This is a genomic window from Anaerobacillus sp. ABR4_321 (assembly GCF_056158505.1).
In genome coordinates this window covers 544,752-564,915 of record NZ_JBSWTK010000001.1, presented here as the reverse complement: position 1 = coordinate 564,915, position 20,164 = coordinate 544,752, and the positions used below count along the sequence as shown (strand labels likewise).

Below are 20,164 nucleotides of genomic sequence, written 5' to 3'. Positions count from 1 at the left end.
TGCATCGATGACGTTAGAACACTGTTTCTAGCGAAATCTAAGGTTAAGCTACTAAGGGCGCACGGTGGATGCCTTGGCACTAGAAGCCGATGAAGGACGGGACGAACACCGATATGCTTCGGGGAGCAGTAAGTACGCTTTGATCCGGAGATTTCCGAATGGGGGAACCCACCATCCGTAATGGGATGGTATTTACTTCTGAATACATAGGAAGTAAAAGGCATACCCGGGGAACTGAAACATCTCAGTACCCGGAGGAAGAGAAAGCAATCGCGATTTCCTGAGTAGCGGCGAGCGAAACGGAAACAGCCCAAACCAGAGGGCTTGCCCTCTGGGGTTGTAGGACGTCTCATTGGAGTTACAAAGGCACGGATAGACGAAGCGACCTGGAAAGGTCCATCAGAGAAGGTAACAATCCTGTAGTCAAAATCCGCTGCCCTCCGAGACGGATCCTGAGTACGGCGGGACACGTGAAACCCCGTCGGAATCCGGGAGGACCATCTCCCAAGGCTAAATACTCTCTAGTGACCGATAGTGAACCAGTACCGTGAGGGAAAGGTGAAAAGCACCCCGGAAGGGGAGTGAAAGAGAACCTGAAACCGTGTGCCTACAACTAGTTGGAGCCCGTTAATGGGTGACAGCGTGCCTTTTGTAGAATGAACCGGCGAGTTACGATCCCGTGCAAGGTTAAGCCGAGAAGGCGGAGCCGCAGCGAAAGCGAGTCTGAATAGGGCGAAGGAGTACGTGGTCGTAGACCCGAAACCGGGTGATCTACCCATGTCCAGGGTGAAGTTCAGGTAACACTGAATGGAGGCCCGAACCCACGCATGTTGAAAAATGCGGGGATGAGGTGTGGGTAGCGGTGAAATGCCAATCGAACCCGGAGATAGCTGGTTCTCTCCGAAATAGCTTTAGGGCTAGCCTCGCGGCAAGAATCTTGGAGGTAGAGCACTGATTGGACTAGGGGTCCCTACCGGATTACCGAATCCAGTCAAACTCCGAATGCCAACGATTTATCCGCGGGAGTCAGACTGCGAGTGATAAGATCCGTAGTCGAGAGGGAAACAGCCCAGACCACCAGCTAAGGTCCCAAAGTATACGTTAAGTGGAAAAGGATGTGGCGTTGCTTAGACAACCAGGATGTTGGCTTAGAAGCAGCCATCATTTAAAGAGTGCGTAATAGCTCACTGGTCGAGTGACGCTGCGCCGAAAATGTACCGGGGCTAAACGTATCACCGAAGCTGTGGATTGTCTTACGACAATGGTAGGAGAGCGTTCTAAGGGCTGCGAAGTCAGACCGAAAGGACTGGTGGAGCGCTTAGAAGTGAGAATGCCGGTATGAGTAGCGAAAGACAAGTGAGAATCTTGTCCGTCGAAAGCCCAAGGTTTCCTGAGGAAGGCTCGTCCGCTCAGGGTTAGTCGGGACCTAAGCCGAGGCCGAAAGGCGTAGGCGATGGATAACAGGTTGATATTCCTGTACCACCTCCTTTCCGTTTGAACGACGGGGGGACGCAGAAAGATAGGGAGAGCGCGCTGCTGGAAATGCGCGTCCAAGCGATTAGGCTGGTGAATAGGCAAATCCGTTCACCGCGAATGCTGAGTCGTGATGGCGAGGGAATTTAAGTACCGAAGTCCCTGATTCTACACTGCCAAGAAAAGCCTCTAGTGAGGAAAGAGGTGCCCGTACCGCAAACCGACACAGGTAGGCGAGGAGAGAATCCTAAGACGATCGGGAGAACTCTCGTTAAGGAACTCGGCAAAATGACCCCGTAACTTCGGGAGAAGGGGTGCTTCCTCGGGTGAATAGCCCAGGGGAGCCGCAGTGAAAAGATCCAAGCGACTGTTTAGCAAAAACACAGGTCTCTGCCAAGCCGCAAGGCGATGTATAGGGGCTGACACCTGCCCGGTGCTGGAAGGTTAAGAGGAGGGGTTATCCCTTACGGGAGAAGCTCTGAATCGAAGCCCCAGTAAACGGCGGCCGTAACTATAACGGTCCTAAGGTAGCGAAATTCCTTGTCGGGTAAGTTCCGACCCGCACGAAAGGTGCAACGACTTGGATACTGTCTCAACGAGAGACCCGGTGAAATTATAGTACCTGTGAAGATGCAGGTTACCCGCGACAGGACGGAAAGACCCCATGGAGCTTTACTGTAGCCTGATATTGGATTTTGGTACAGCTTGTACAGGATAGGTAGGAGCCATAGAAGCCGGACCGCTAGGTTCGGTGGAGGCGTCGGTGGGATACTACCCTGGCTGTACTGACATTCTAACCCAGCACCGTGATCCGGTGCGGAGACAGTGTCAGGTGGGCAGTTTGACTGGGGCGGTCGCCTCCTAAAGAGTAACGGAGGCGCCCAAAGGTTCCCTCAGAATGGTTGGAAATCATTCGCAGAGTGTAAAGGCACAAGGGAGCTTGACTGCGAGACCTACAAGTCGAGCAGGGACGAAAGTCGGGCTTAGTGATCCGGTGGTTCCGCATGGAAGGGCCATCGCTCAACGGATAAAAGCTACCCTGGGGATAACAGGCTTATCTCCCCCAAGAGTCCACATCGACGGGGAGGTTTGGCACCTCGATGTCGGCTCATCGCATCCTGGGGCTGAAGTAGGTCCCAAGGGTTGGGCTGTTCGCCCATTAAAGCGGTACGCGAGCTGGGTTCAGAACGTCGTGAGACAGTTCGGTCCCTATCCGTCGCGGGCGCAGGAAATTTGAGAGGAGCTGTCCTTAGTACGAGAGGACCGGGATGGACACACCGCTGGTGTACCAGTTGTTCCGCCAGGAGCATAGCTGGGTAGCTACGTGTGGAAGGGATAAGTGCTGAAAGCATCTAAGCATGAAGCCCCCCTCGAGATGAGATTTCCCACAGCGTCAAGCTGGTAAGATCCCTCAGAGATGATGAGGTTGATAGGTTCGGGGTGGAAGCGTGGCGACACGTGGAGCTGACGAATACTAATCGATCGAGGGCTTAACCTAAAAAATTGGAATACGATGTTGCGTGCTATCTAGTTTTCAGGGAATGAAAAGAGGTTCGATTAAGTTCCACCACGTCCTGTGGTGAACATCGAACGACTTACATCCTGTAAGTCTAGTGATGAAGGCGAAGAGGTCACACCCGTTCCCATGCCGAACACGGAAGTTAAGCTCTTCAGCGCCGATGGTAGTTGGGGGCTCTCCCCCTGCAAGAGTAGGACGTCGCTAGGCAAGAGAGAAGTCAGAGCATTGAGCTCTGGCTTTTTTGTATGCTTTTTTGGTTTTTATTGCGAGACCGTAAGGTAAGTACCTTCATTGAGAAGAGAGAAAAGGGCATCTTCGAAAGCTTCGTAGGGGTGGGAGAAGCAAGAAATTCGAGGAAGCAAGTGAGGCTGGACCGGAGTAGATATTCGGAGATCTATGAGGATCCAGCATCGCGCAGCTGACGAAGAAGTTCGCCGCTTATCGCGCCCCGTATGAGAACACGGAAGTTAAGCTCGCGCGCCGATGGTAGTTGGGGGCTCTCCCCCTGCAAGAGTAGGACGTCGCTAGGCAAATGAGAAGTCAGAGCTTAAGGCTCTGGCTTTTTTTGTTTTGTCTAAATGTGGTGTTGAGTCATCAGGGGTTTCTGAAAGTGGTTTCGCGGATATGTCCTCAGAATCGCGGATAAATGCCCCGGTTTCGCGGATATAAATCGAAAAGCGCGGATATATCATGATTATCGCGGATAAAATGAAAATTTCGCGGATATCGCCCCAATTCACGCCCCAAAAGGTTTTATCTGAATGTGCTTTTAACAAATCAAAAGTTACAAACAACGCTTCGCTGATAAAACCAAACGATCGCCGATAAATCCAAAATATCGCTGATATCCTTCCTAAAAGCGCAAATAACCCATTCCAGCATTCTACCCTAAAACAAACCCAGTGCATCCTTTCTAATCTCTCCCAGTTCGAAGCAACATTCAATACATTCCACGTTAAACTTCACTAATAGAAGGGTAAAATACATCAAAAGAAAACAGAGAAAGGGATCTATTATGGAAGTATTCGACATCACACTAGCAGACAATTTCGATACAATATCGATACGGATTTTAATCGCAGCAGTATTAAGTGGAGTTATAGGAATCGAGAGAGAGTTTAAAAGGCACCCAGCAGGTTTTCGAACTCACATTCTTGTTGGGGTTGGAGCGTGTTTGATGATGCTATTATCTCTATATGGTTTTGAAGAATATAATGAGACTCACGCTAATATTAACTTTGACCCTTCTCGTATCCCCTCATATGTCATAAGTGGTATAGGGTTTTTAGGTGCTGGAACAATATTAGCAAACGGTTGGACCGTGAGAGGACTAACAACTGCAGCATCGATTTGGGTAGTTGCTGGTATAGGGTTAGTTGTCGGAGTAGGAATGATCTATGAGGCGATATTGACTACACTGATCGTTGTATTGAGCCTCGTTTTCTTAAGCAAAATCGAGAAGCTCTACCTATCTAAGTCACAGCATTGGGTGAATCTCTTTGTTGAGGAGGGGCTTTCGTTAAAGTCTGTCATAGAAAAGATAGAGGAAATGGATATAAGTGTTCTAGAAATGAAAACGGATGATCCAAAAAAAGCGCGATATGAAGGAGACAAGAAAATCTATACGTATTCAATCTTAGTGAATACAAATAATGCAACGAAACTCTCAACACTAGTCGATCACCTTAAAGAAATCGAGAAGATAAAAAGAATTAATTGCAAGGAATGAATGCCATATATATGGGAATGATGGTAAGGTTCAAGCAAAGAATTGAAGAGACATGTTACTTTCCAATCCATTTAAAAAACGTTATAATGTATTTAACGTCAAATATAGTCAAAGTCAGTTTGGAGACGGAAGGGAGGCAGCGATGTGCGGAATGTTTCCGATGTAATTGAAGCATACATTAAGAAAATCTTGATGGTAGAAGGTAGAGATGCTGTTGAGATAAAAAGAAGTGAGATTGCTGATAAGTTTCAATGTGTTCCTTCTCAAATTAATTATGTGATCAACACCCGCTTTACGATTGAAAAAGGATATATTGTGGAAAGTAAAAGGGGTGGAGGCGGTTATATAAGAATATTAAAAGTGAAGCCTGAGACGCATGCAGATTTAATAGATGACATGCTGAATATGATTAAGACCCAAGTGCCACAGGCGGTATCTGAAAATATTATTCTAAGGCTGTTAGAAGAAGAGGTTATTTCAGCACGAGAAGCGAAGTTAATGCTAAGTGTTCTCGATCGAACAGTCATTACGATAGAGTTGCCGCTGAGAGATCACCTTAGAGCTAATATGCTGCGTGCAATGCTGACATCACTAAAATATAAACAATAGCATTTGTGTACAAATAGGAGGGTTGCCCTATGACGTGCCAGGAATGTGGTGAGCGTCCCGCTACGCTCCACTTCACTAAGATAGTCAATGGACAAAAAACAGAGTTCCATATCTGTGAAGTGTGTGCCAAAGAAAAAGGTGAGGTTGAGCCAGGCACTAACCATTTTTCTATCCATAACTTATTATCGGGGTTATTAAATTTTGAAACACCTTTAAGTGAAAGTTCTTCACACCCTATTTACAATAGAGAACGGCAAAGTTGCCCGAAATGTGGATTAACGTATCAGCAATTCACACAAATCGGACGATTTGGTTGTTCAGAATGCTACACTACGTTCTCAGAGAACCTCGATCCAATACTTAGAAAGGTTCATGGTGGTAATACCGTTCATTCTGGCAAATTACCAAAACGTGCTGGAGCAGCGATCGAGATTGAACGTAAGGTACAAAATCTTCGCAGTAAAATGCAAGAATACATTCAGCAGGAGGAATTTGAAAAAGCTGCTGAAACGAGAGATTTAATTCGATCCCTCGAACATAAAGCGTCGGAAGGGGGAGAATGATGTCACTTCAGCGTTTTATCAGTGAAGCTGTTAGTCCATGGATGCAAGATGAAGGACCAGATTCAGATATTGTCATGAGTAGTAGAATAAGATTTGCTCGAAATCTGAAGAATTATGTTTTTCCGGTTCTTTCTAACGGGCAGCAAAATTTAGAGGTTCTAGAAAGTATCAAGAAGAAATTTAATGAAGCTCCGAACGAAGAAATTGGGAAGCTTGAACTGATCGAGATTGAATCGCTTAGGCCTACTCAGAAAAGAGTTCTTGTAGAAAAACATTTGGTTAGCCCAAATCTTGTAGAACAATCAAAAAATGGAGCAGTCTTACTCAGCGAGAATGAAACGATCAGCATAATGATAAATGAAGAAGATCATTTTCGTATTCAGTGCCTTGAAGCAGGGTTTAGATTGAAAGAAGCCTTAAACCTCGCGAATGCTTTGGATGACTGGATTGAAAGTAAGGTAGATTATGCGTTTGATAAGCGAAAAGGATATTTAACGAGCTGTCCAACGAATGTTGGCACAGGGATGAGGGCATCTGTTATGATGCATCTACCTGCTTTAGTGCTAACACAGCAGCTAAATCACATCATACCTGCAATTAACCAGCTAGGTCTTGTTGTTAGAGGGAGCTACGGTGAAGGAAGTGAAGCTCAAGGAAACATTTTTCAAATATCAAACCAGATTACATTAGGTAAGACCGAGAATGATATTATTGAGGACCTCCAGGGTGTAGTGATGCAAGTCATTGAAAAAGAACGATCAGCAAGAAGGATGTTGCTAGATAATTCAAGAATTGAATTGGAAGACAGAATCTATCGTTCTCTTGGAACTCTTGAGAATAGCAGAATCATTCAATCGAAGGAAGCTGCGAAGTGTCTTTCAAATGTCCGGTTAGGAATCGATATCGGTCTTGTAGCTGGTATCTCGAAATCAATTCTTAACGAGCTAGTAATTCTAACTCAACCAGGTTTTCTTCAGCAATATGCAGGTGCAAGCCTTAATCCTGCAGAACGTGATATTAAACGTGCCACATTAATTAGAGAGAGACTTGAACTAGAAAAACAAACGAAGAAATCGGAGGGTGATGAACGATGATGTTTGGACGATTTACAGAGCGTGCTCAAAAAGTGCTCGCATTAGCACAGGAAGAAGCGATTCGTCTTGGTCATAACAATGTCGGGACTGAACATATCCTATTAGGCTTGATTCGTGAAGGCGAAGGAATTGCTGCTAAGGCATTGACTGCTCTTGGTCTTGGCTCAGAAAAGATTCAGAAAGAAGTAGAAAAGCTGATTGGTAGAGGGCAAGATTCTGTCCAGTCTATTCACTACACACCTCGTGCTAAGAAAGTAATCGAACTATCGATGGATGAAGCACGAAAGCTAAGCCATTCTTATGTTGGTACAGAGCATATCCTATTAGGTTTAATTCGCGAAGGTGAGGGCGTAGCAGCAAGAGTGCTCAACAACCTTGGTGTTAGCTTGAATAAAGCTCGTCAGCAAGTTCTTCAACTTTTAGGAAGCAATGAAAGTTCTTCATCTAGTCACCAGGGGGCAGGAGCTAGTGCTAATACCCCAACGCTAGATGGTCTTGCTAGAGATCTAACAGTCATTGCACGTGACGGCGGACTGGATCCCGTAATCGGTCGTAGTAAAGAAATCGAACGTGTTATTGAGGTATTGAGCCGTAGAACGAAGAATAACCCAGTTCTTATCGGTGAACCGGGTGTTGGTAAAACGGCCATTGCAGAAGGTCTAGCACAGCAGATCATCAATAACGAAGTTCCTGAGACACTTCGTGATAAGCGCGTCATGACATTCGATATGGGTACAGTAGTAGCTGGTACAAAATATCGTGGTGAATTTGAAGATCGTCTTAAGAAAGTGATGGATGAAATTCGTCAGGCAGGAAACATCATCCTATTCATCGATGAACTTCACACCCTTATCGGTGCCGGTGGAGCAGAAGGTGCGATCGATGCATCTAACATCTTGAAGCCAGCGCTAGCACGTGGAGAGCTTCAATGTATCGGAGCAACTACGCTAGATGAATATAGAAAATATATCGAAAAAGATGCAGCATTAGAGCGTCGTTTCCAACCGATTCAGGTAAACGAACCGACGAGTGACGAGTCAGCTCTTATTTTAAAAGGTCTACGCGACCGATATGAAGCACATCATCGCGTAACGATTACAGATGAAGCGATCGACGCTGCGGTAAAACTTTCAGATCGCTATATTTCAGATCGTTTCCTTCCAGACAAAGCGATCGATTTGATCGATGAAGCTGCTTCAAAAGTGCGCCTACGCTCTTATACAGCTCCTCCGAACCTAAAAGAGCTAGATAAAAAGCTTGAGGAAGTTCGGAAAGAAAAGGATGCAGCTGTACAGAGTCAAGAGTTTGAGAAGGCAGCATCTTTAAGAGATTCTGAACAACGCTTGAGAGAAGAACTCGAGCAGACTAAGAAAGAATGGAAAGAAAAACAGGGTAAAGAAAACCAAGAAGTTTCCCCTGATGATATTGCGATCGTCGTAGCAAACTGGACGGGAATTCCAGTATCAAAGCTTGAAGAACAAGAAACAGAGCGGCTGTTGAAAATGGAAGAGATCCTTCATAATCGCCTGATCGGCCAGGAAGAAGCTGTTAAATCTATTTCTAAAGCGGTTCGAAGAGCTCGTGCCGGGCTAAAAGATCCTAAGCGTCCGATCGGATCATTCATCTTCTTAGGACCTACGGGTGTTGGTAAAACAGAACTCGCTAGAGCCGTTGCTGAAACGCTGTTTGGCGAAGAAGATTCAGTGATCAGAATCGACATGTCAGAGTATATGGAAAAACACGCAACTTCAAGACTAGTAGGTTCGCCTCCAGGCTATGTGGGCTATGAAGAAGGCGGTCAACTTACAGAAAAAGTTAGACGTAAGCCATACTCTGTTATTTTGCTTGATGAAATTGAAAAAGCTCACCCAGACGTCTTTAACATCTTACTTCAAGTACTAGAAGATGGGCGTTTGACAGATTCTAAAGGGCGCGTAGTCGACTTCCGAAATACAGTCGTTATCATGACTTCAAACGTAGGAGCAAGTACGCTGAAGCGTAATAAATATGTTGGCTTCACAACAGGCTCTGAGGGCGAAGAATACAATGATATGAAGAGTAAAGTGATGGATGAGCTGAAGAAAACGTTCCGTCCAGAATTCTTAAACCGTATCGATGAGATCATCGTGTTCCATTCCCTTGAGAAGAAACACTTAAAAGAAATCATCGTACTGATGGCGAACCAGTTAAAAACTCGCCTCTCAGATCACGGTATCGAATTCGAACTTTCTGATTCTGCTCTCGACAAGATTGCAGAGGAAGGATACGATCCAGACTATGGAGCTCGTCCGTTGAGAAGAGCACTTCAACGTCACATTGAAGATCGTCTTTCTGAAGAACTGCTAAAAGGCAGCATCGAAAAAGGTCAGCGCGTGAAAATCGACTACAAGAACGAAGATTTCGTAGTTGAAACGCTGTCTGAAGCAACGTCTAAGTAAAATGTTTCTACCGGAAGGCTGCTGTCTTCCGGTTTTCTTTTTTTATAGGCATGTTTTGTCTCAATAAAGGGAAAAGAACAGCGAGTATTTCCATACATAGGCAAGTGCTGTAAGGTCATAGGACCTTGAAAATTGTGATATGATGATATAAGAAAAAGTGTTCGGTACATTGAAGGTGGGGAAGAAGATGGCTAAGAAAAAAACGAAGTTTATGTGTCAAGACTGTGGTTATGAATCTGCGAAATGGATGGGGAAATGTCCAGGATGTCATCAGTGGAATACGATGGTAGAAGAGTTTGTTCCATCTGACACTGATCGTAGACGATTTGTAACCTCTAATGATACGACAACAAGCAAACCTGAATCGATCCGAAATGTGAAAAAGGAGAAAGAGGATCGTATTTTAACAGGAATCGTAGAACTTGATCGCGTATTAGGGGGAGGGATCGTTCCAGGCTCTCTTGCTCTTGTAGGAGGAGACCCAGGGATCGGAAAGTCTACGTTATTATTACAAACTTCATCAAAACTTGCAGAAAGAGACCACCCAGTTCTTTATATTTCTGGTGAAGAGTCTGTGAAGCAAACGAAGCTCCGAGCAGACCGATTAGGGGTAGATGCAGAAAAACTATTTGTATTAGCTGAGACTGATTTAGAGTATATTAGTAAAGCGATAGATGAAATTGAACCACAACTCGTCATTATCGATTCTATTCAGACCATATTTCGATCTGAAGTTACATCTGCGCCAGGAAGCGTCTCCCAAGTAAGAGAATGTACTTCACAATTGATGAGAATAGCGAAAACACGTGGAATTGCGGTCTTTATCGTTGGTCACGTAACAAAAGAAGGATCGATTGCAGGACCTCGTCTACTTGAACATATGGTTGATGCAGTTTTATATTTTGAAGGAGAACGCCACCATACGTTCAGAATTCTAAGAGGCGTCAAAAATCGATTCGGATCAACGAATGAAATAGGTGTTTTCGAGATGAAAGAAGAGGGTCTCGAAGAAGTTCTTAACCCTTCAGAAATCTTCCTTGAAGAGCGGTCATCAGGTGCAGCAGGTTCCACTGTTGTCGCTTCGATGGAAGGGACGAGGACTGTATTAGTAGAGATTCAAGCGCTCATATCACCAACAAGTTTTGGAAACCCTAGAAGAACAGCAACGGGTATTGATCATAATCGAGTCTCACTACTGATGGCGGTTCTAGAAAAGCGGGTCGGACTACTCCTTCAAAATCAGGATGCATACCTAAATGTTGCGGGTGGGGTAAGATTAGATGAACCGGCGATCGATTTAGCCATTGCTATCTCAGTAGCTTCCAGTTTTCGTGATAAACCGACGAGAGCTACAGACGTCGTTGTTGGAGAAATTGGCCTCACTGGAGAAATCAGACGAGTATCCAGAATCGAACAACGTGTGCAAGAGGCAGCAAAGCTTGGCTTTGAGAGAGCAATCATTCCTAAGAAGAATATTGGTGGATGGTCATTTCCAGAAGGGATTCAGGTAATAGGAGTTCAAACCGTAGATGAAGCATTAAACGAAGCATTGGGAGGTTAACTGATGGAGATAGAAAAAAAGCAGGAGGTAATCAATGACATCTTAAAGATTGTGGCGCCCGGTACGATGTTACGACAGGGCATCGATAACATATTACGAGCGAAAACGGGTGGATTGATCGTTGTCGGCTATAACGGAAAAGTGCAAGATTTAGTTGATGGTGGATTTTCCATCGACTGTCGTTTCACTCCAGCCTATCTATATGAACTCGCTAAAATGGATGGCGCGATCATCATCAATAAAGAGGCAAACAAAATTCTTTATGCAAACACGCAGTTAATACCGGATACCACGATTCCCTCAACAGAAACCGGGATTCGCCATCGAACGGCAGAGCGTGTCGCCAAGCAAACAGGCAATCTAGTGATTTCGATCTCTCAAAGACGAAACGTTATCACGCTTTACCAGGGCAACATTCGCTATTCATTGAAAGAGATCGGCGTTATTTTGACAAAAGCGAATCAAGCGATGCAGACGCTCGAAAAGTATAAATCAGTACTAGATCAAGGGATAACCGATCTTGGAGCTCTTGAATTCGAAGAGCTTGCCACCTTGCAAGAGGTAGCGCAAGTTATTCATAGAATAGAAATGGTTCTTAGAATCAAGCAAGAAATATTAAATTATATAAACGAGCTCGGTACTGAGGGACGATTGATCAGCATGCAGATGGAAGAACTCGTAACAAATCTTGAAGCAGAGGCAAGATGGCTGATCGGAGACTATGTTAAAGATGTCGACGAAACACCAGCAGATGTTATGAAGAGGTTGAAAAAACTAACGAGCGATGATTTGCTTGAAGATCATTCAATCATGAAAATATTAGGGTATGAAGAACAAAACGAAGCTGTAAAACCAAGGGGATATCGGATCTTACATAAGATTCCTCGGTTACCTTCAAATATCATAGAGAACCTTGTTAGTAGTTTTGGGAACCTAAATGATATTGCTACAGCTTCTATAGAAGAGTTGGATAAGGTTGAAGGAATTGGAGAAATTCGGGCGAAAAAAATAAAAGCGGGCTTGAAACGCATTCAGGAACAGTTGTTTGTAGATCGGCACATATAGGGCGAACAAATAGACATTCAATAGGGGCTGTGCTACTCTATAATTAATTTATATGCATAAAAGCTAACCTATTATCATACTATAAAATTCGCAAACTTCAAGAATAACGTTTCAATTTTAGTAAATTGTATATAATGATAGAAGGAGGTGAAAACGTCGATGATAAAGTGGATCATTCAGTTATTTTTTATCATTTTAGGCGGCGCGCTGGGCTTAATTTACTTACCAGAACTCATTCAATTACTCAATATAGGTGACATACCAACCGTTTTCAGTAATTCTTATGCTGGTGCTGTGATCGGAGCGGTTCTATTTTTCCTAGCAACTTTTTGGATAACAGATTATATAGTTGATTTTATTCGCATCATTGAAGAGAAGGTTGTTAAAGCTCCTGTTGGTGATGTTTTATTTGGGACAATTGGGCTGATTATTGGACTTATAGTTGCATTTTTAATTAATATGCCTCTGGCTGAAATTAAGCTGCCAGTCGTAAGCAATGTTCTGCCTATATTCATGACTGTACTTTGTGGTTATTTTGGGTTTCAAGTTGGGTTCAAGAAACGTGATGAACTTATCAACCTATTCAATAACAACAAAGGTAGAGAGAAGAAGCGAGAGTCTGAAGAACCAGAGATCGATTCTGGCTCATCAAAGCTAAAGATTCTCGATACAAGTGTCATCATCGATGGACGAATCGCTGACATATGTCAAACTGGCTTCCTCGAAGGGACGCTTGTCATTCCGCAGTTTGTCCTTGAAGAACTCCAGCATATTGCTGATTCTTCAGATGTATTAAAGAGAAACAGAGGCCGACGAGGTCTAGATATTTTAAACAAAGTACAAAAAGAGCTCGCAATAAATGTTGAGATCTATGAAGGCGATTTTGATGACATTCAAGAGGTGGACAGTAAGCTAGTGAAGCTTGCTAAGCTTGTGAATGGAATGGTTGTTACGAACGACTTCAATCTTAACAAAGTGTGCGAACTGCAAAAGGTTCAAGTGCTTAATATCAATGACCTTGCAAATGCAGTTAAGCCCGTTGTCCTTCCTGGAGAAGAGCTTAATGTACAGGTGATCAAGGACGGGAAAGAATACAACCAGGGAGTTGCATACCTGGATGATGGTACAATGATCGTAGTAGAAGACGGTAGAGACTACATTGGTAAAACAATCGATGTTCTTGTGACGAGCGTACTGCAAACATCTGCTGGACGTATGATTTTTGCCAAGCCTAAATTGCTTGAAAAGGCGCTCTAGGGGATAGCTAACGGGGGTTCTAGGTTTGAAGTATTCTGTTGTTATACCTGCAGCAGGCCAGGGGAAGCGTATGAATGCAGGTAAAAATAAACAATTTATCATGCTTGATGAAAAGCCGATTATCGTGCATACGATATCGGTTTTTCAGAGTGATAAGAACTGTGAAGAAATTGTATTAGCAGTAAATGAACGAGAACATGAGGATTTTCATTTATTGATCAGGGAGTACAACCTTACGAAGGTTACTAGGGTCGTCACAGGTGGTAGAGAACGGCAGCAAAGTGTATACGAAGGCCTTAAGGCGCTAGATGGCGAAAAGGTCGTTCTCATTCACGATGGCGCTCGTCCTTTCTTTACACTTGATATGGCTTCTAGTTTAGCGGAGGCTGCCTCTACATATGACGGCGCAGTAGTGGCTGTGCCAGTAAAAGATACCGTAAAGCAGGTAAGTGATTTAAAGGTTGATAAAACCATTGATCGATCAAGCTTGTGGGCAGTTCAAACTCCGCAGGCTTTTCGTCTTTCTATCATAAAGGACATTCATCGTTGGGCCGAAGAGAACAATATCGTTGGGACAGATGATGCAAGTCTTGTAGAAATGAACGGAAGGACCGTTAAGATTATTCCAGGCGACTATTGGAATGTTAAATTAACGACTCCTGAAGATTTAATTTTCGCTAGGGCTATATTAAGAGAGAAGAAGGAGAGTGGATCCTAATGCGAATCGGGCATGGATTTGATGTACATCAGCTTGTCGAGGGACGCCCTTGTATCATTGGTGGCGTTACAATTCCCTTTGAGAAAGGGTTACTAGGTCATTCAGATGCAGATGTCTTGCTTCATTCTGTGGCAGATGCCTGTCTTGGAGCTATTGGGGAAGGAGATATCGGGAAGCATTTTCCTGATACGGATGAGGCATTTAAAGATGCGGATTCGAAAGAACTTCTGCGCCATGTTTTTCACATTGTGAAAGAAAAAGGCTACGTTCTTGGAAACGTAGACTGTACGATTATTGCACAAATGCCGAAGATGGCTCCTCATATCTCTGCGATGCGTGAAGTCATTGCAGAACTCCTTGAAGCAGAGCTTGAACAAGTGAATGTCAAAGCGACAACTTCAGAGAAGTTAGGGTTTACAGGTAGAGGAGAGGGCATCGCGGCAGAAGTAGTCGTCTTACTACAAACCAGTTGACCGATAATTTGACTCTAATGGTAAAATAATAAGACAGTTAAAGATAAAATTAATGGTGGTGTATAAAATGGGAAACGAAGTTAGGGTGCGTTATGCGCCGAGTCCAACGGGGTATCTACATATAGGGAATGCTCGTACTGCATTATTTAACTATCTGTTCGCAAGAAGTCAGAACGGTAAATTCATTATTCGAATCGAGGACACTGATCAAACTCGTAACGTTGAGGGTGGCGAACAGAATCAACTCGATTACTTAAAATGGCTAGGTATGGATTGGGATGAAAGCATCGACAAAGAAGGAGAGTATGGCCCTTATCGTCAGATGGAACGTCTTGATATTTATACAAAACATACGGCTGAACTTCTTGAAAAAGACCTTGCTTACAAGTGTTACTGTACGGAAGACGAGTTAGAGGCTGAGCGGGAAGCGCAGCGTGCACGAGGAGAGATGCCTCGCTACTCTGGTAAATGTCGCCATCTAACTGAAGAAAAGCGTGAAGCGCTAGAAGCGGAAGGCCGCGAGCCAAGTGTTCGCTTCGCAGTACCTCGCGACAGAGAATTTTCATTCGACGATATTGTAAAAGAACGCGTTTCGTTCGATTCCAATGGCATCGGTGACTTTGTTATTGTGAAAAAGAATGGGATTCCAACTTACAACTATGCGGTAGCGCTAGATGATCATTATATGAAGATCTCTCACGTGCTGCGCGGAGATGATCATATCTCAAACACACCGAAACAGCTGATGATTTACGATGCGTTCGGGTTTGAACCACCTAAATTTGGTCACATGACTCTGATCGTAAATGATCAGAAGAAGAAGTTAAGTAAACGCGATAAGTCCATCGTTCAATACATTGAGCAATACCACGACCTTGGCTTCCTACCAGAAGCGCTGTTTAACTTTATTACGTTGCTCGGTTGGTCACCGAAAGGCGAAGAAGAAGTATTTACGAAGGATGAGTTGATCGAAATCTTTGATGCGGAGCGCTTATCAACGTCTCCAGCAGTATTTGATTCACAAAAACTGTACTGGATGAATAACCAGTATATTAAAGCTGCTAGCCTTGATCGAGTTGTGGACCTTACACTTCCACATCTTATTGAAGCGGGTCGTTTGTCGGAAGATATGACAGATGAGCAGCACCAGTGGGCGAAAGAGCTTATTTCTCTTTATCAAGAGCAGCTTCATTATGGAAAAGAAATTGTCGAGCTTACAGAGTTGTTCTTTAAGCAAGAAATTAATTATAATGAAGAAGCAATGGCCGTACTGAACGAAGAACAAGTGCCTGAAGTGATGGAAGGTTTTCTTCATCAGCTTGAAGAAGTAGCTAATTTTGAGCCAGCTGAAATCAAAGCTGCAATTAAAGCAACGCAAAAAGCTACGGGTCATAAAGGCAAGAAACTATTTATGCCGATTCGAGTTGCTACTACTGGCGAAACTCACGGACCTGAGCTGCCGAATGCGATTTCCCTGTTAGGTAGGGAAACAGTAAAGGCGCGTTTGAATCAGGTTATCGGATTAAGTCAATCCTAAGAATAAAATACAAAACGATGATGAGGAGAAGTAAGTGAATCGCATCTTATTAGAGAGAGCTGTCTCGGCTGAAAGCGGCTTAAGATTGTCTTCACTGAAATGCACCTCTGAGTCTTCTACAGAACTTCTGTCAGAAAAGTATGTAGGAGCGGTAACCGCCGTTAATGGTGAAAGGTATTTCCTTATAGGAGATATAAAACAGAGTGGAACCACGCGAAAGCGTCTCTGTGTGATCGATATAATCACACAGAGACGCTTTTTTTAATAAGCTGTTTTTGATGAAAAAGGGGAGGGATGAATTCAGTGTGGAAGACAATGAAACAGGATATAGATGTCGTCTTTGATCAAGATCCGGCTGCAAGAAGTTACTTTGAGGTGATTTTGACCTACGCAGGACTTCATGCGATCTGGTCACATAGGTTCGCTCATTGGTTTTGGAAGAAAAAGTTCTTCTTCTTAGCACGATTCGTTTCTCAAATCAGTCGCTTTTTCACTGGGATCGAAATTCACCCCGGTGCAACGATCGGGCAACGTTGTTTTATCGACCATGGAATGGGTGTGGTTATCGGGGAAACCTGTGAGATTGGGAATAACGTAACACTGTTCCAAGGAGTCACTCTTGGAGGAACAGGTAAAGAAAAAGGGAAACGGCACCCTACATTAGAGGATAATACGCTTGTCGCTACTGGAGCGAAAGTTCTAGGTTCGATTACGATTGGAGAGAATTCGAAGGTAGGAGCGGGGTCCGTCGTGTTGCAGAATGTTCCTGCAAATTCAACGGTCGTCGGTATTCCAGGAAAAGTTGTGATTCAAAATGGCGTCAAAGTGCCTCATGATCTTGAGCATCATAATATGCCTGACCCAGTCGCAGATAAATTTAAGCAGATGGAAAAGGAAATGCGTTCGTTACAAGAACAATTAGAGAAGCTAAGGAGTGAAAAAGATGGCGATTAGACTATATAACACTGTGACACAAAAGAAGGAAGACTTTCAGCCAATAGAAGAAGGTAAGGTAATGATGTATGTGTGTGGCCCTACCGTATACAACTATATCCATATCGGAAATGCGCGCCCAGCGATCGTATTCGATGTTGTTCGTCGCTATCTAGAATATAGAGGATATGATGTGCGATATGTTTCTAACTTTACAGATGTAGACGATAAGTTGATCCGTGCTGCAAATGAGCTAGGAGTAGAAGTTCCGGAAGTCGCTGAACGTTTCATCGATGCCTATCATGAGGACGTTGGCGCACTAGGAGTACTCAAAGCAGATGAGCATCCTAGAGTAACGGAAAACATGGAGGAAATCATCACCTTTATCTCCGCTTTGATCGAGAAAGGGTTCGCATATGAATCTGAAGGTGATGTCTATTTTAGAACGAGAGAATTTGAGGGATATGGTAAGCTTTCTCATCAATCGATCGACGAACTCAAACTGGGCTCGCGAATTGTCGTAGGTGAGAAGAAAGAAGATCCGTTAGACTTTACGCTATGGAAGCAGGCTAAAGAAGGAGAGATTTCGTGGGAAAGCCCATGGGGAGCAGGTCGACCAGGCTGGCACATCGAATGCTCTGCGATGGCAAAGAAATACCTTGGTGACACGATCGATATTCATGCAGGTGGTAAAGACCTCGCTTTTCCACACCATGAGAACGAAGTGGCACAAACAGAAGCACTAACAGGAAAGTCTTTTGCGAATTATTGGCTGCATAACGGGTATATCAATATTAATAACGAAAAAATGTCTAAGTCACTCGGTAACTTTGTGCTCGTGCATGATCTGATCAAACAGCATGATCCAGAGGCTATCCGATTCTTTATGTTATCTGTTCATTATCGTAATCCAATCAACTTCAATCACGAGCTTCTTCAAAGTGCGAAGACTGGTTTGGTGCGTATCAAGGATACTGTAGAGAATTTAACACATCGACTTGAAAATAGTGCGGATCTTGCAAAAGATGCGGATGAATGGAAGCGAAAAATCAAAACGTATCATGACCGTTTCGTTACAGAGATGGATGATGATTTTAACACAGCAAACGCGATCTCCATTTTATTTGAACTATCGAAGGAAGCAAATCTTTATTTGCAAGAATCAAATTCATCAAAAGATGTACTAGAGATGTTCTTAGAGCGATTTAAGGACATTGGATCTGTACTTGGTCTTTCGTTTGAACAAGAACAGGGCCTCCTTGATGAGGACATCGATCAATTGATCGAAGAACGAAATGAAGCTAGAAAGCAACGCAACTTTGCAAGAGCGGATGAGATTCGCGATGAATTGAAGGAGCAGGGGATTCTTTTAGAAGATACACCACAGGGCGTTCGTTGGAAGAGGAGCGAGTAATGAAAGAACTAGACGTAAAACAGCTAAATTCATTAGCTTTGGCTTATATGGGAGACTCAGTGATCGAAATCCACGTTAGAGAACGGCTTTTATCACTGGGTCATATAAGACCGAACCAGCTTCATAAAACAGCAACGAAATATGTATCTGCTAAAGCACAGGCGGCGTATCTTCACGATCTTTTGGACAAGGATGATCTCACAGAAGAAGAAATAGGGGTCGTGCGCAGAGGAAGAAATGCGAAGTCAGGAACCGTTCCTAAAAACACGTCAGTGAGCACGTACAAATATTCCACGGCTCTAGAAGCGTTGTTTGGGTACTTGTACTTACAGGGGAATGCAGAACGACAGCATGAGTTGCTTGAGAAATTTTATAAATTTGTGGAAGAACCGAAGAAAGAAGTGAAATCTGATGGGTAAAGAGTTTATCGTAGGCCGAAATGCAGTGTTAGAAGCACTAAAGTCAGGTCATGAAATTAATAAAATCTGGATTAATGAAGGATCGCAAAAAGGGCCGCTTCAACCTATTGTACAAAAGGCAAAGGCGCAAAATGTTCTTGTTCAATTTGTGCCAAAGAAGAAGTTAGAGCAACTCTCAGGAGAATCAAATCATCAAGGCGTAGTGGCTTCGATTGCTGCATACGAATATGCAGATCTTGAAGATCTCTTTCAGAAGGCGGAGGAATCTGGTGAGCAGCCTTTGTTCTTAATTCTTGATGAAATCGAAGATCCTCACAACCTTGGATCCATTTTGAGAACGGCTGATTCAGTTGGGGCTCATGGTGTGATTATACCTAAGCGGAGAGCTGTTGGACTCACATCGACAGTTGCAAAGTCATCAACCGGGGCGCTCGAATATGTGCCAGTAGCGAGAGTGACGAATCTTGCTCGTACGATGGATGAACTAAAGGATAGAGGAATCTGGTTCGTAGGAACAGATGCTAAAGGTGGACAAGATTACCGAGAAGCGTCATACGACATGGGGATTGGACTTGTTATTGGTAGTGAAGGTAAAGGAATCGGTCGCTTAATAAAAGATAAATGTGACTTTCTCGTTAGCCTTCCGATGGCTGGTAAAGTTACGTCACTAAACGCCTCAGTAGCGGCAGGGCTAATGATGTATGAAGTCTACCGACAACGTCATCCCCTGGGGGAATAGACATGGATGTGCTGCTTGTTGATGGCTACAACATTATCGGCGCCTGGCCTGAACTCAGGAACTTAAAGGACAATGATTTTAGCAAAGCCCGTGAGTTATTGATCGAATATATGGCTGAATATCAAGCATACACAGGGTTTAGGGTGATCGTCGTATTTGACGCTCACCTCTCCCGTGGTGTGGAGAAGAAAGATAGTTTGTATGGTGTAGAAGTCATCTATACGAGAGAAAACGAGACTGCAGATGAACGGATTGAGAAGCTTGCGCGCGAGCTTAAAGATATTCGTACACAAGTTCATGTGGCTACCTCTGATTATACTGAGCAATGGGCCATATTTGGCCAAGGTGCACTGAGGAAGTCAGCTCGGGAGCTATACAATGAAATGCAGCGAATCGAAAAAGGTATTGAAAAAAGAGTAGATCATGTTAATAGAGAAAATCGCAGCTCAGGTTTGTTTTTAACGGATGAAGTTAGCGAAATATTTGAAAAATGGCGAAGAGGCGGTAAATAGTAGGTTGACGATTTTTCGACATGTCCTGTATAATATTTCTATATAGCGTACTGGTCGGGGGGAACGCATATTGAGCACAGTAGACCTCAAGGAAAGCACGGTAGATAATGA

Annotated in this window: 17 protein-coding genes, 2 rRNA genes and 1 other annotated feature; of the genes, 18 read left to right on the top strand and 1 reads right to left on the bottom strand. The window is 43.8% G+C overall.

The window, feature by feature from the left end:
* Nucleotides 1-41: 41 nt before the first annotated feature.
* Both ACXADT_RS03160 and rrf read left to right on the top strand, forming a co-directional pair.
* Nucleotides 42-2,971 (top strand): 23S ribosomal RNA (locus ACXADT_RS03160).
* A 111-nt stretch (nt 2,972-3,082) separates the two neighbouring features.
* Nucleotides 3,083-3,199 (top strand): 5S ribosomal RNA (rrf, locus tag ACXADT_RS03155).
* Between the two features lie 317 nt (nt 3,200-3,516).
* On the opposite strand, the gene ACXADT_RS03150 is transcribed toward rrf, so the two are convergent.
* Nucleotides 3,517-3,900, bottom strand: a complete 384-nt coding sequence (locus ACXADT_RS03150; RefSeq protein WP_474833200.1) for a hypothetical protein — start codon at nt 3,898-3,900, stop codon at nt 3,517-3,519.
* A 107-nt stretch (nt 3,901-4,007) separates the two neighbouring features.
* Here ACXADT_RS03150 and ACXADT_RS03145 point away from each other — a divergent pair, with 107 nt between their 5' ends.
* From ACXADT_RS03145 to ACXADT_RS03070, 16 genes are all read left to right on the top strand, one after another.
* Nucleotides 4,008-4,721 carry an MgtC/SapB family protein gene (locus ACXADT_RS03145; RefSeq protein ID WP_270182760.1) on the top strand — a complete coding sequence of 238 codons (714 nt, stop codon included), beginning with the start codon at nt 4,008-4,010 and terminating at the stop codon, nt 4,719-4,721.
* 144 nt (nt 4,722-4,865) lie between these two features.
* Nucleotides 4,866-5,330: a CtsR family transcriptional regulator gene (locus ACXADT_RS03140; protein WP_270182761.1), complete on the top strand. Its 465-nt coding sequence runs from the start codon at nt 4,866-4,868 to the stop codon at nt 5,328-5,330.
* A gap of 29 nt (nt 5,331-5,359) precedes the next feature.
* Nucleotides 5,360-5,893: a UvrB/UvrC motif-containing protein gene (locus tag ACXADT_RS03135; RefSeq protein WP_270182762.1), complete on the top strand. Its 534-nt coding sequence runs from the start codon at nt 5,360-5,362 to the stop codon at nt 5,891-5,893.
* Nucleotides 5,893-6,987: a protein arginine kinase gene (locus ACXADT_RS03130; RefSeq protein ID WP_474814670.1), complete on the top strand. Its 1,095-nt coding sequence runs from the start codon at nt 5,893-5,895 to the stop codon at nt 6,985-6,987. Before ACXADT_RS03135 ends, ACXADT_RS03130 begins: the two co-directional genes overlap by 1 nt.
* Complete coding sequence (gene clpC / locus ACXADT_RS03125; protein WP_474833198.1) at nt 6,984-9,425, top strand: ATP-dependent protease ATP-binding subunit ClpC; 2,442 nt, start codon at nt 6,984-6,986, stop codon at nt 9,423-9,425. Before ACXADT_RS03130 ends, clpC begins: the two co-directional genes overlap by 4 nt.
* A 187-nt stretch (nt 9,426-9,612) precedes the next feature.
* Nucleotides 9,613-10,986 (top strand): DNA repair protein RadA, encoded by a 1,374-nt coding sequence (gene radA, locus ACXADT_RS03120; protein ID WP_474833196.1) that lies wholly within the window; start codon nt 9,613-9,615, stop codon nt 10,984-10,986.
* A gap of 3 nt (nt 10,987-10,989) precedes the next feature.
* Complete coding sequence (disA, locus tag ACXADT_RS03115) at nt 10,990-12,051, top strand: DNA integrity scanning diadenylate cyclase DisA (protein WP_270182765.1); 1,062 nt, start codon at nt 10,990-10,992, stop codon at nt 12,049-12,051.
* 159 nt (nt 12,052-12,210) lie between these two features.
* Entirely contained in the window at nt 12,211-13,308 is a 1,098-nt protein-coding gene (locus ACXADT_RS03110; protein ID WP_270182766.1) for a PIN/TRAM domain-containing protein, read from the top strand.
* Nucleotides 13,309-13,333: 25 nt separating this feature from the next.
* Nucleotides 13,334-14,026: a 2-C-methyl-D-erythritol 4-phosphate cytidylyltransferase gene (ispD, locus tag ACXADT_RS03105; RefSeq protein ID WP_270182767.1), complete on the top strand. Its 693-nt coding sequence runs from the start codon at nt 13,334-13,336 to the stop codon at nt 14,024-14,026.
* Nucleotides 14,026-14,499 (top strand): 2-C-methyl-D-erythritol 2,4-cyclodiphosphate synthase, encoded by a 474-nt coding sequence (gene ispF, locus ACXADT_RS03100; RefSeq protein WP_270182768.1) that lies wholly within the window; start codon nt 14,026-14,028, stop codon nt 14,497-14,499. The genes ispD and ispF overlap by 1 nt, the downstream gene beginning before the upstream one ends.
* A 67-nt stretch (nt 14,500-14,566) precedes the next feature.
* Complete coding sequence (gltX, locus tag ACXADT_RS03095; RefSeq protein ID WP_474814668.1) at nt 14,567-16,036, top strand: glutamate--tRNA ligase; 1,470 nt, start codon at nt 14,567-14,569, stop codon at nt 16,034-16,036.
* An 8-nt stretch (nt 16,037-16,044) separates the two neighbouring features.
* Nucleotides 16,045-16,266: a binding site (T-box leader), on the top strand.
* A 73-nt stretch (nt 16,267-16,339) separates the two neighbouring features.
* Nucleotides 16,340-16,990, top strand: coding sequence for a serine O-acetyltransferase (gene cysE / locus ACXADT_RS03090; RefSeq protein ID WP_270182770.1), 651 nt, complete (start codon nt 16,340-16,342; stop codon nt 16,988-16,990).
* Nucleotides 16,980-18,383: a cysteine--tRNA ligase gene (gene cysS, locus ACXADT_RS03085; RefSeq protein WP_270182771.1), complete on the top strand. Its 1,404-nt coding sequence runs from the start codon at nt 16,980-16,982 to the stop codon at nt 18,381-18,383. The genes cysE and cysS overlap by 11 nt, the downstream gene beginning before the upstream one ends.
* On the top strand, nt 18,383-18,802 hold the full coding sequence (locus ACXADT_RS03080; protein ID WP_474833194.1) for a Mini-ribonuclease 3: 420 nt from the start codon (nt 18,383-18,385) through the stop codon (nt 18,800-18,802). Before cysS ends, ACXADT_RS03080 begins: the two co-directional genes overlap by 1 nt.
* Complete coding sequence (gene rlmB, locus ACXADT_RS03075) at nt 18,795-19,541, top strand: 23S rRNA (guanosine(2251)-2'-O)-methyltransferase RlmB (protein ID WP_270182773.1); 747 nt, start codon at nt 18,795-18,797, stop codon at nt 19,539-19,541. Before ACXADT_RS03080 ends, rlmB begins: the two co-directional genes overlap by 8 nt.
* 2 nt (nt 19,542-19,543) lie before the next feature.
* Nucleotides 19,544-20,053, top strand: coding sequence for an NYN domain-containing protein (locus ACXADT_RS03070; RefSeq protein WP_474833193.1), 510 nt, complete (start codon nt 19,544-19,546; stop codon nt 20,051-20,053).
* Nucleotides 20,054-20,164: the final 111 nt, after the last annotated feature.

Coding starts and splice junctions, on each gene's coding strand:
- ACXADT_RS03150 (WP_474833200.1), bottom strand. CDS start 3,900: ATGCACTGGGTTTGTTTTAGGGTAGAATGCTGGAATGGGTTATTTGCG.
- ACXADT_RS03145 (WP_270182760.1), top strand. CDS start 4,008: ATGGAAGTATTCGACATCACACTAGCAGACAATTTCGATACAATATCG.
- ACXADT_RS03135 (WP_270182762.1), top strand. CDS start 5,360: ATGACGTGCCAGGAATGTGGTGAGCGTCCCGCTACGCTCCACTTCACT.
- ACXADT_RS03130 (WP_474814670.1), top strand. CDS start 5,893: ATGTCACTTCAGCGTTTTATCAGTGAAGCTGTTAGTCCATGGATGCAA.
- clpC (WP_474833198.1), top strand. CDS start 6,984: ATGATGTTTGGACGATTTACAGAGCGTGCTCAAAAAGTGCTCGCATTA.
- radA (WP_474833196.1), top strand. CDS start 9,613: ATGGCTAAGAAAAAAACGAAGTTTATGTGTCAAGACTGTGGTTATGAA.
- disA (WP_270182765.1), top strand. CDS start 10,990: ATGGAGATAGAAAAAAAGCAGGAGGTAATCAATGACATCTTAAAGATT.
- ACXADT_RS03110 (WP_270182766.1), top strand. CDS start 12,211: ATGATAAAGTGGATCATTCAGTTATTTTTTATCATTTTAGGCGGCGCG.
- ispF (WP_270182768.1), top strand. CDS start 14,026: ATGCGAATCGGGCATGGATTTGATGTACATCAGCTTGTCGAGGGACGC.
- gltX (WP_474814668.1), top strand. CDS start 14,567: ATGGGAAACGAAGTTAGGGTGCGTTATGCGCCGAGTCCAACGGGGTAT.
- cysS (WP_270182771.1), top strand. CDS start 16,980: ATGGCGATTAGACTATATAACACTGTGACACAAAAGAAGGAAGACTTT.
- ACXADT_RS03080 (WP_474833194.1), top strand. CDS start 18,383: ATGAAAGAACTAGACGTAAAACAGCTAAATTCATTAGCTTTGGCTTAT.
- rlmB (WP_270182773.1), top strand. CDS start 18,795: ATGGGTAAAGAGTTTATCGTAGGCCGAAATGCAGTGTTAGAAGCACTA.
- ACXADT_RS03070 (WP_474833193.1), top strand. CDS start 19,544: ATGGATGTGCTGCTTGTTGATGGCTACAACATTATCGGCGCCTGGCCT.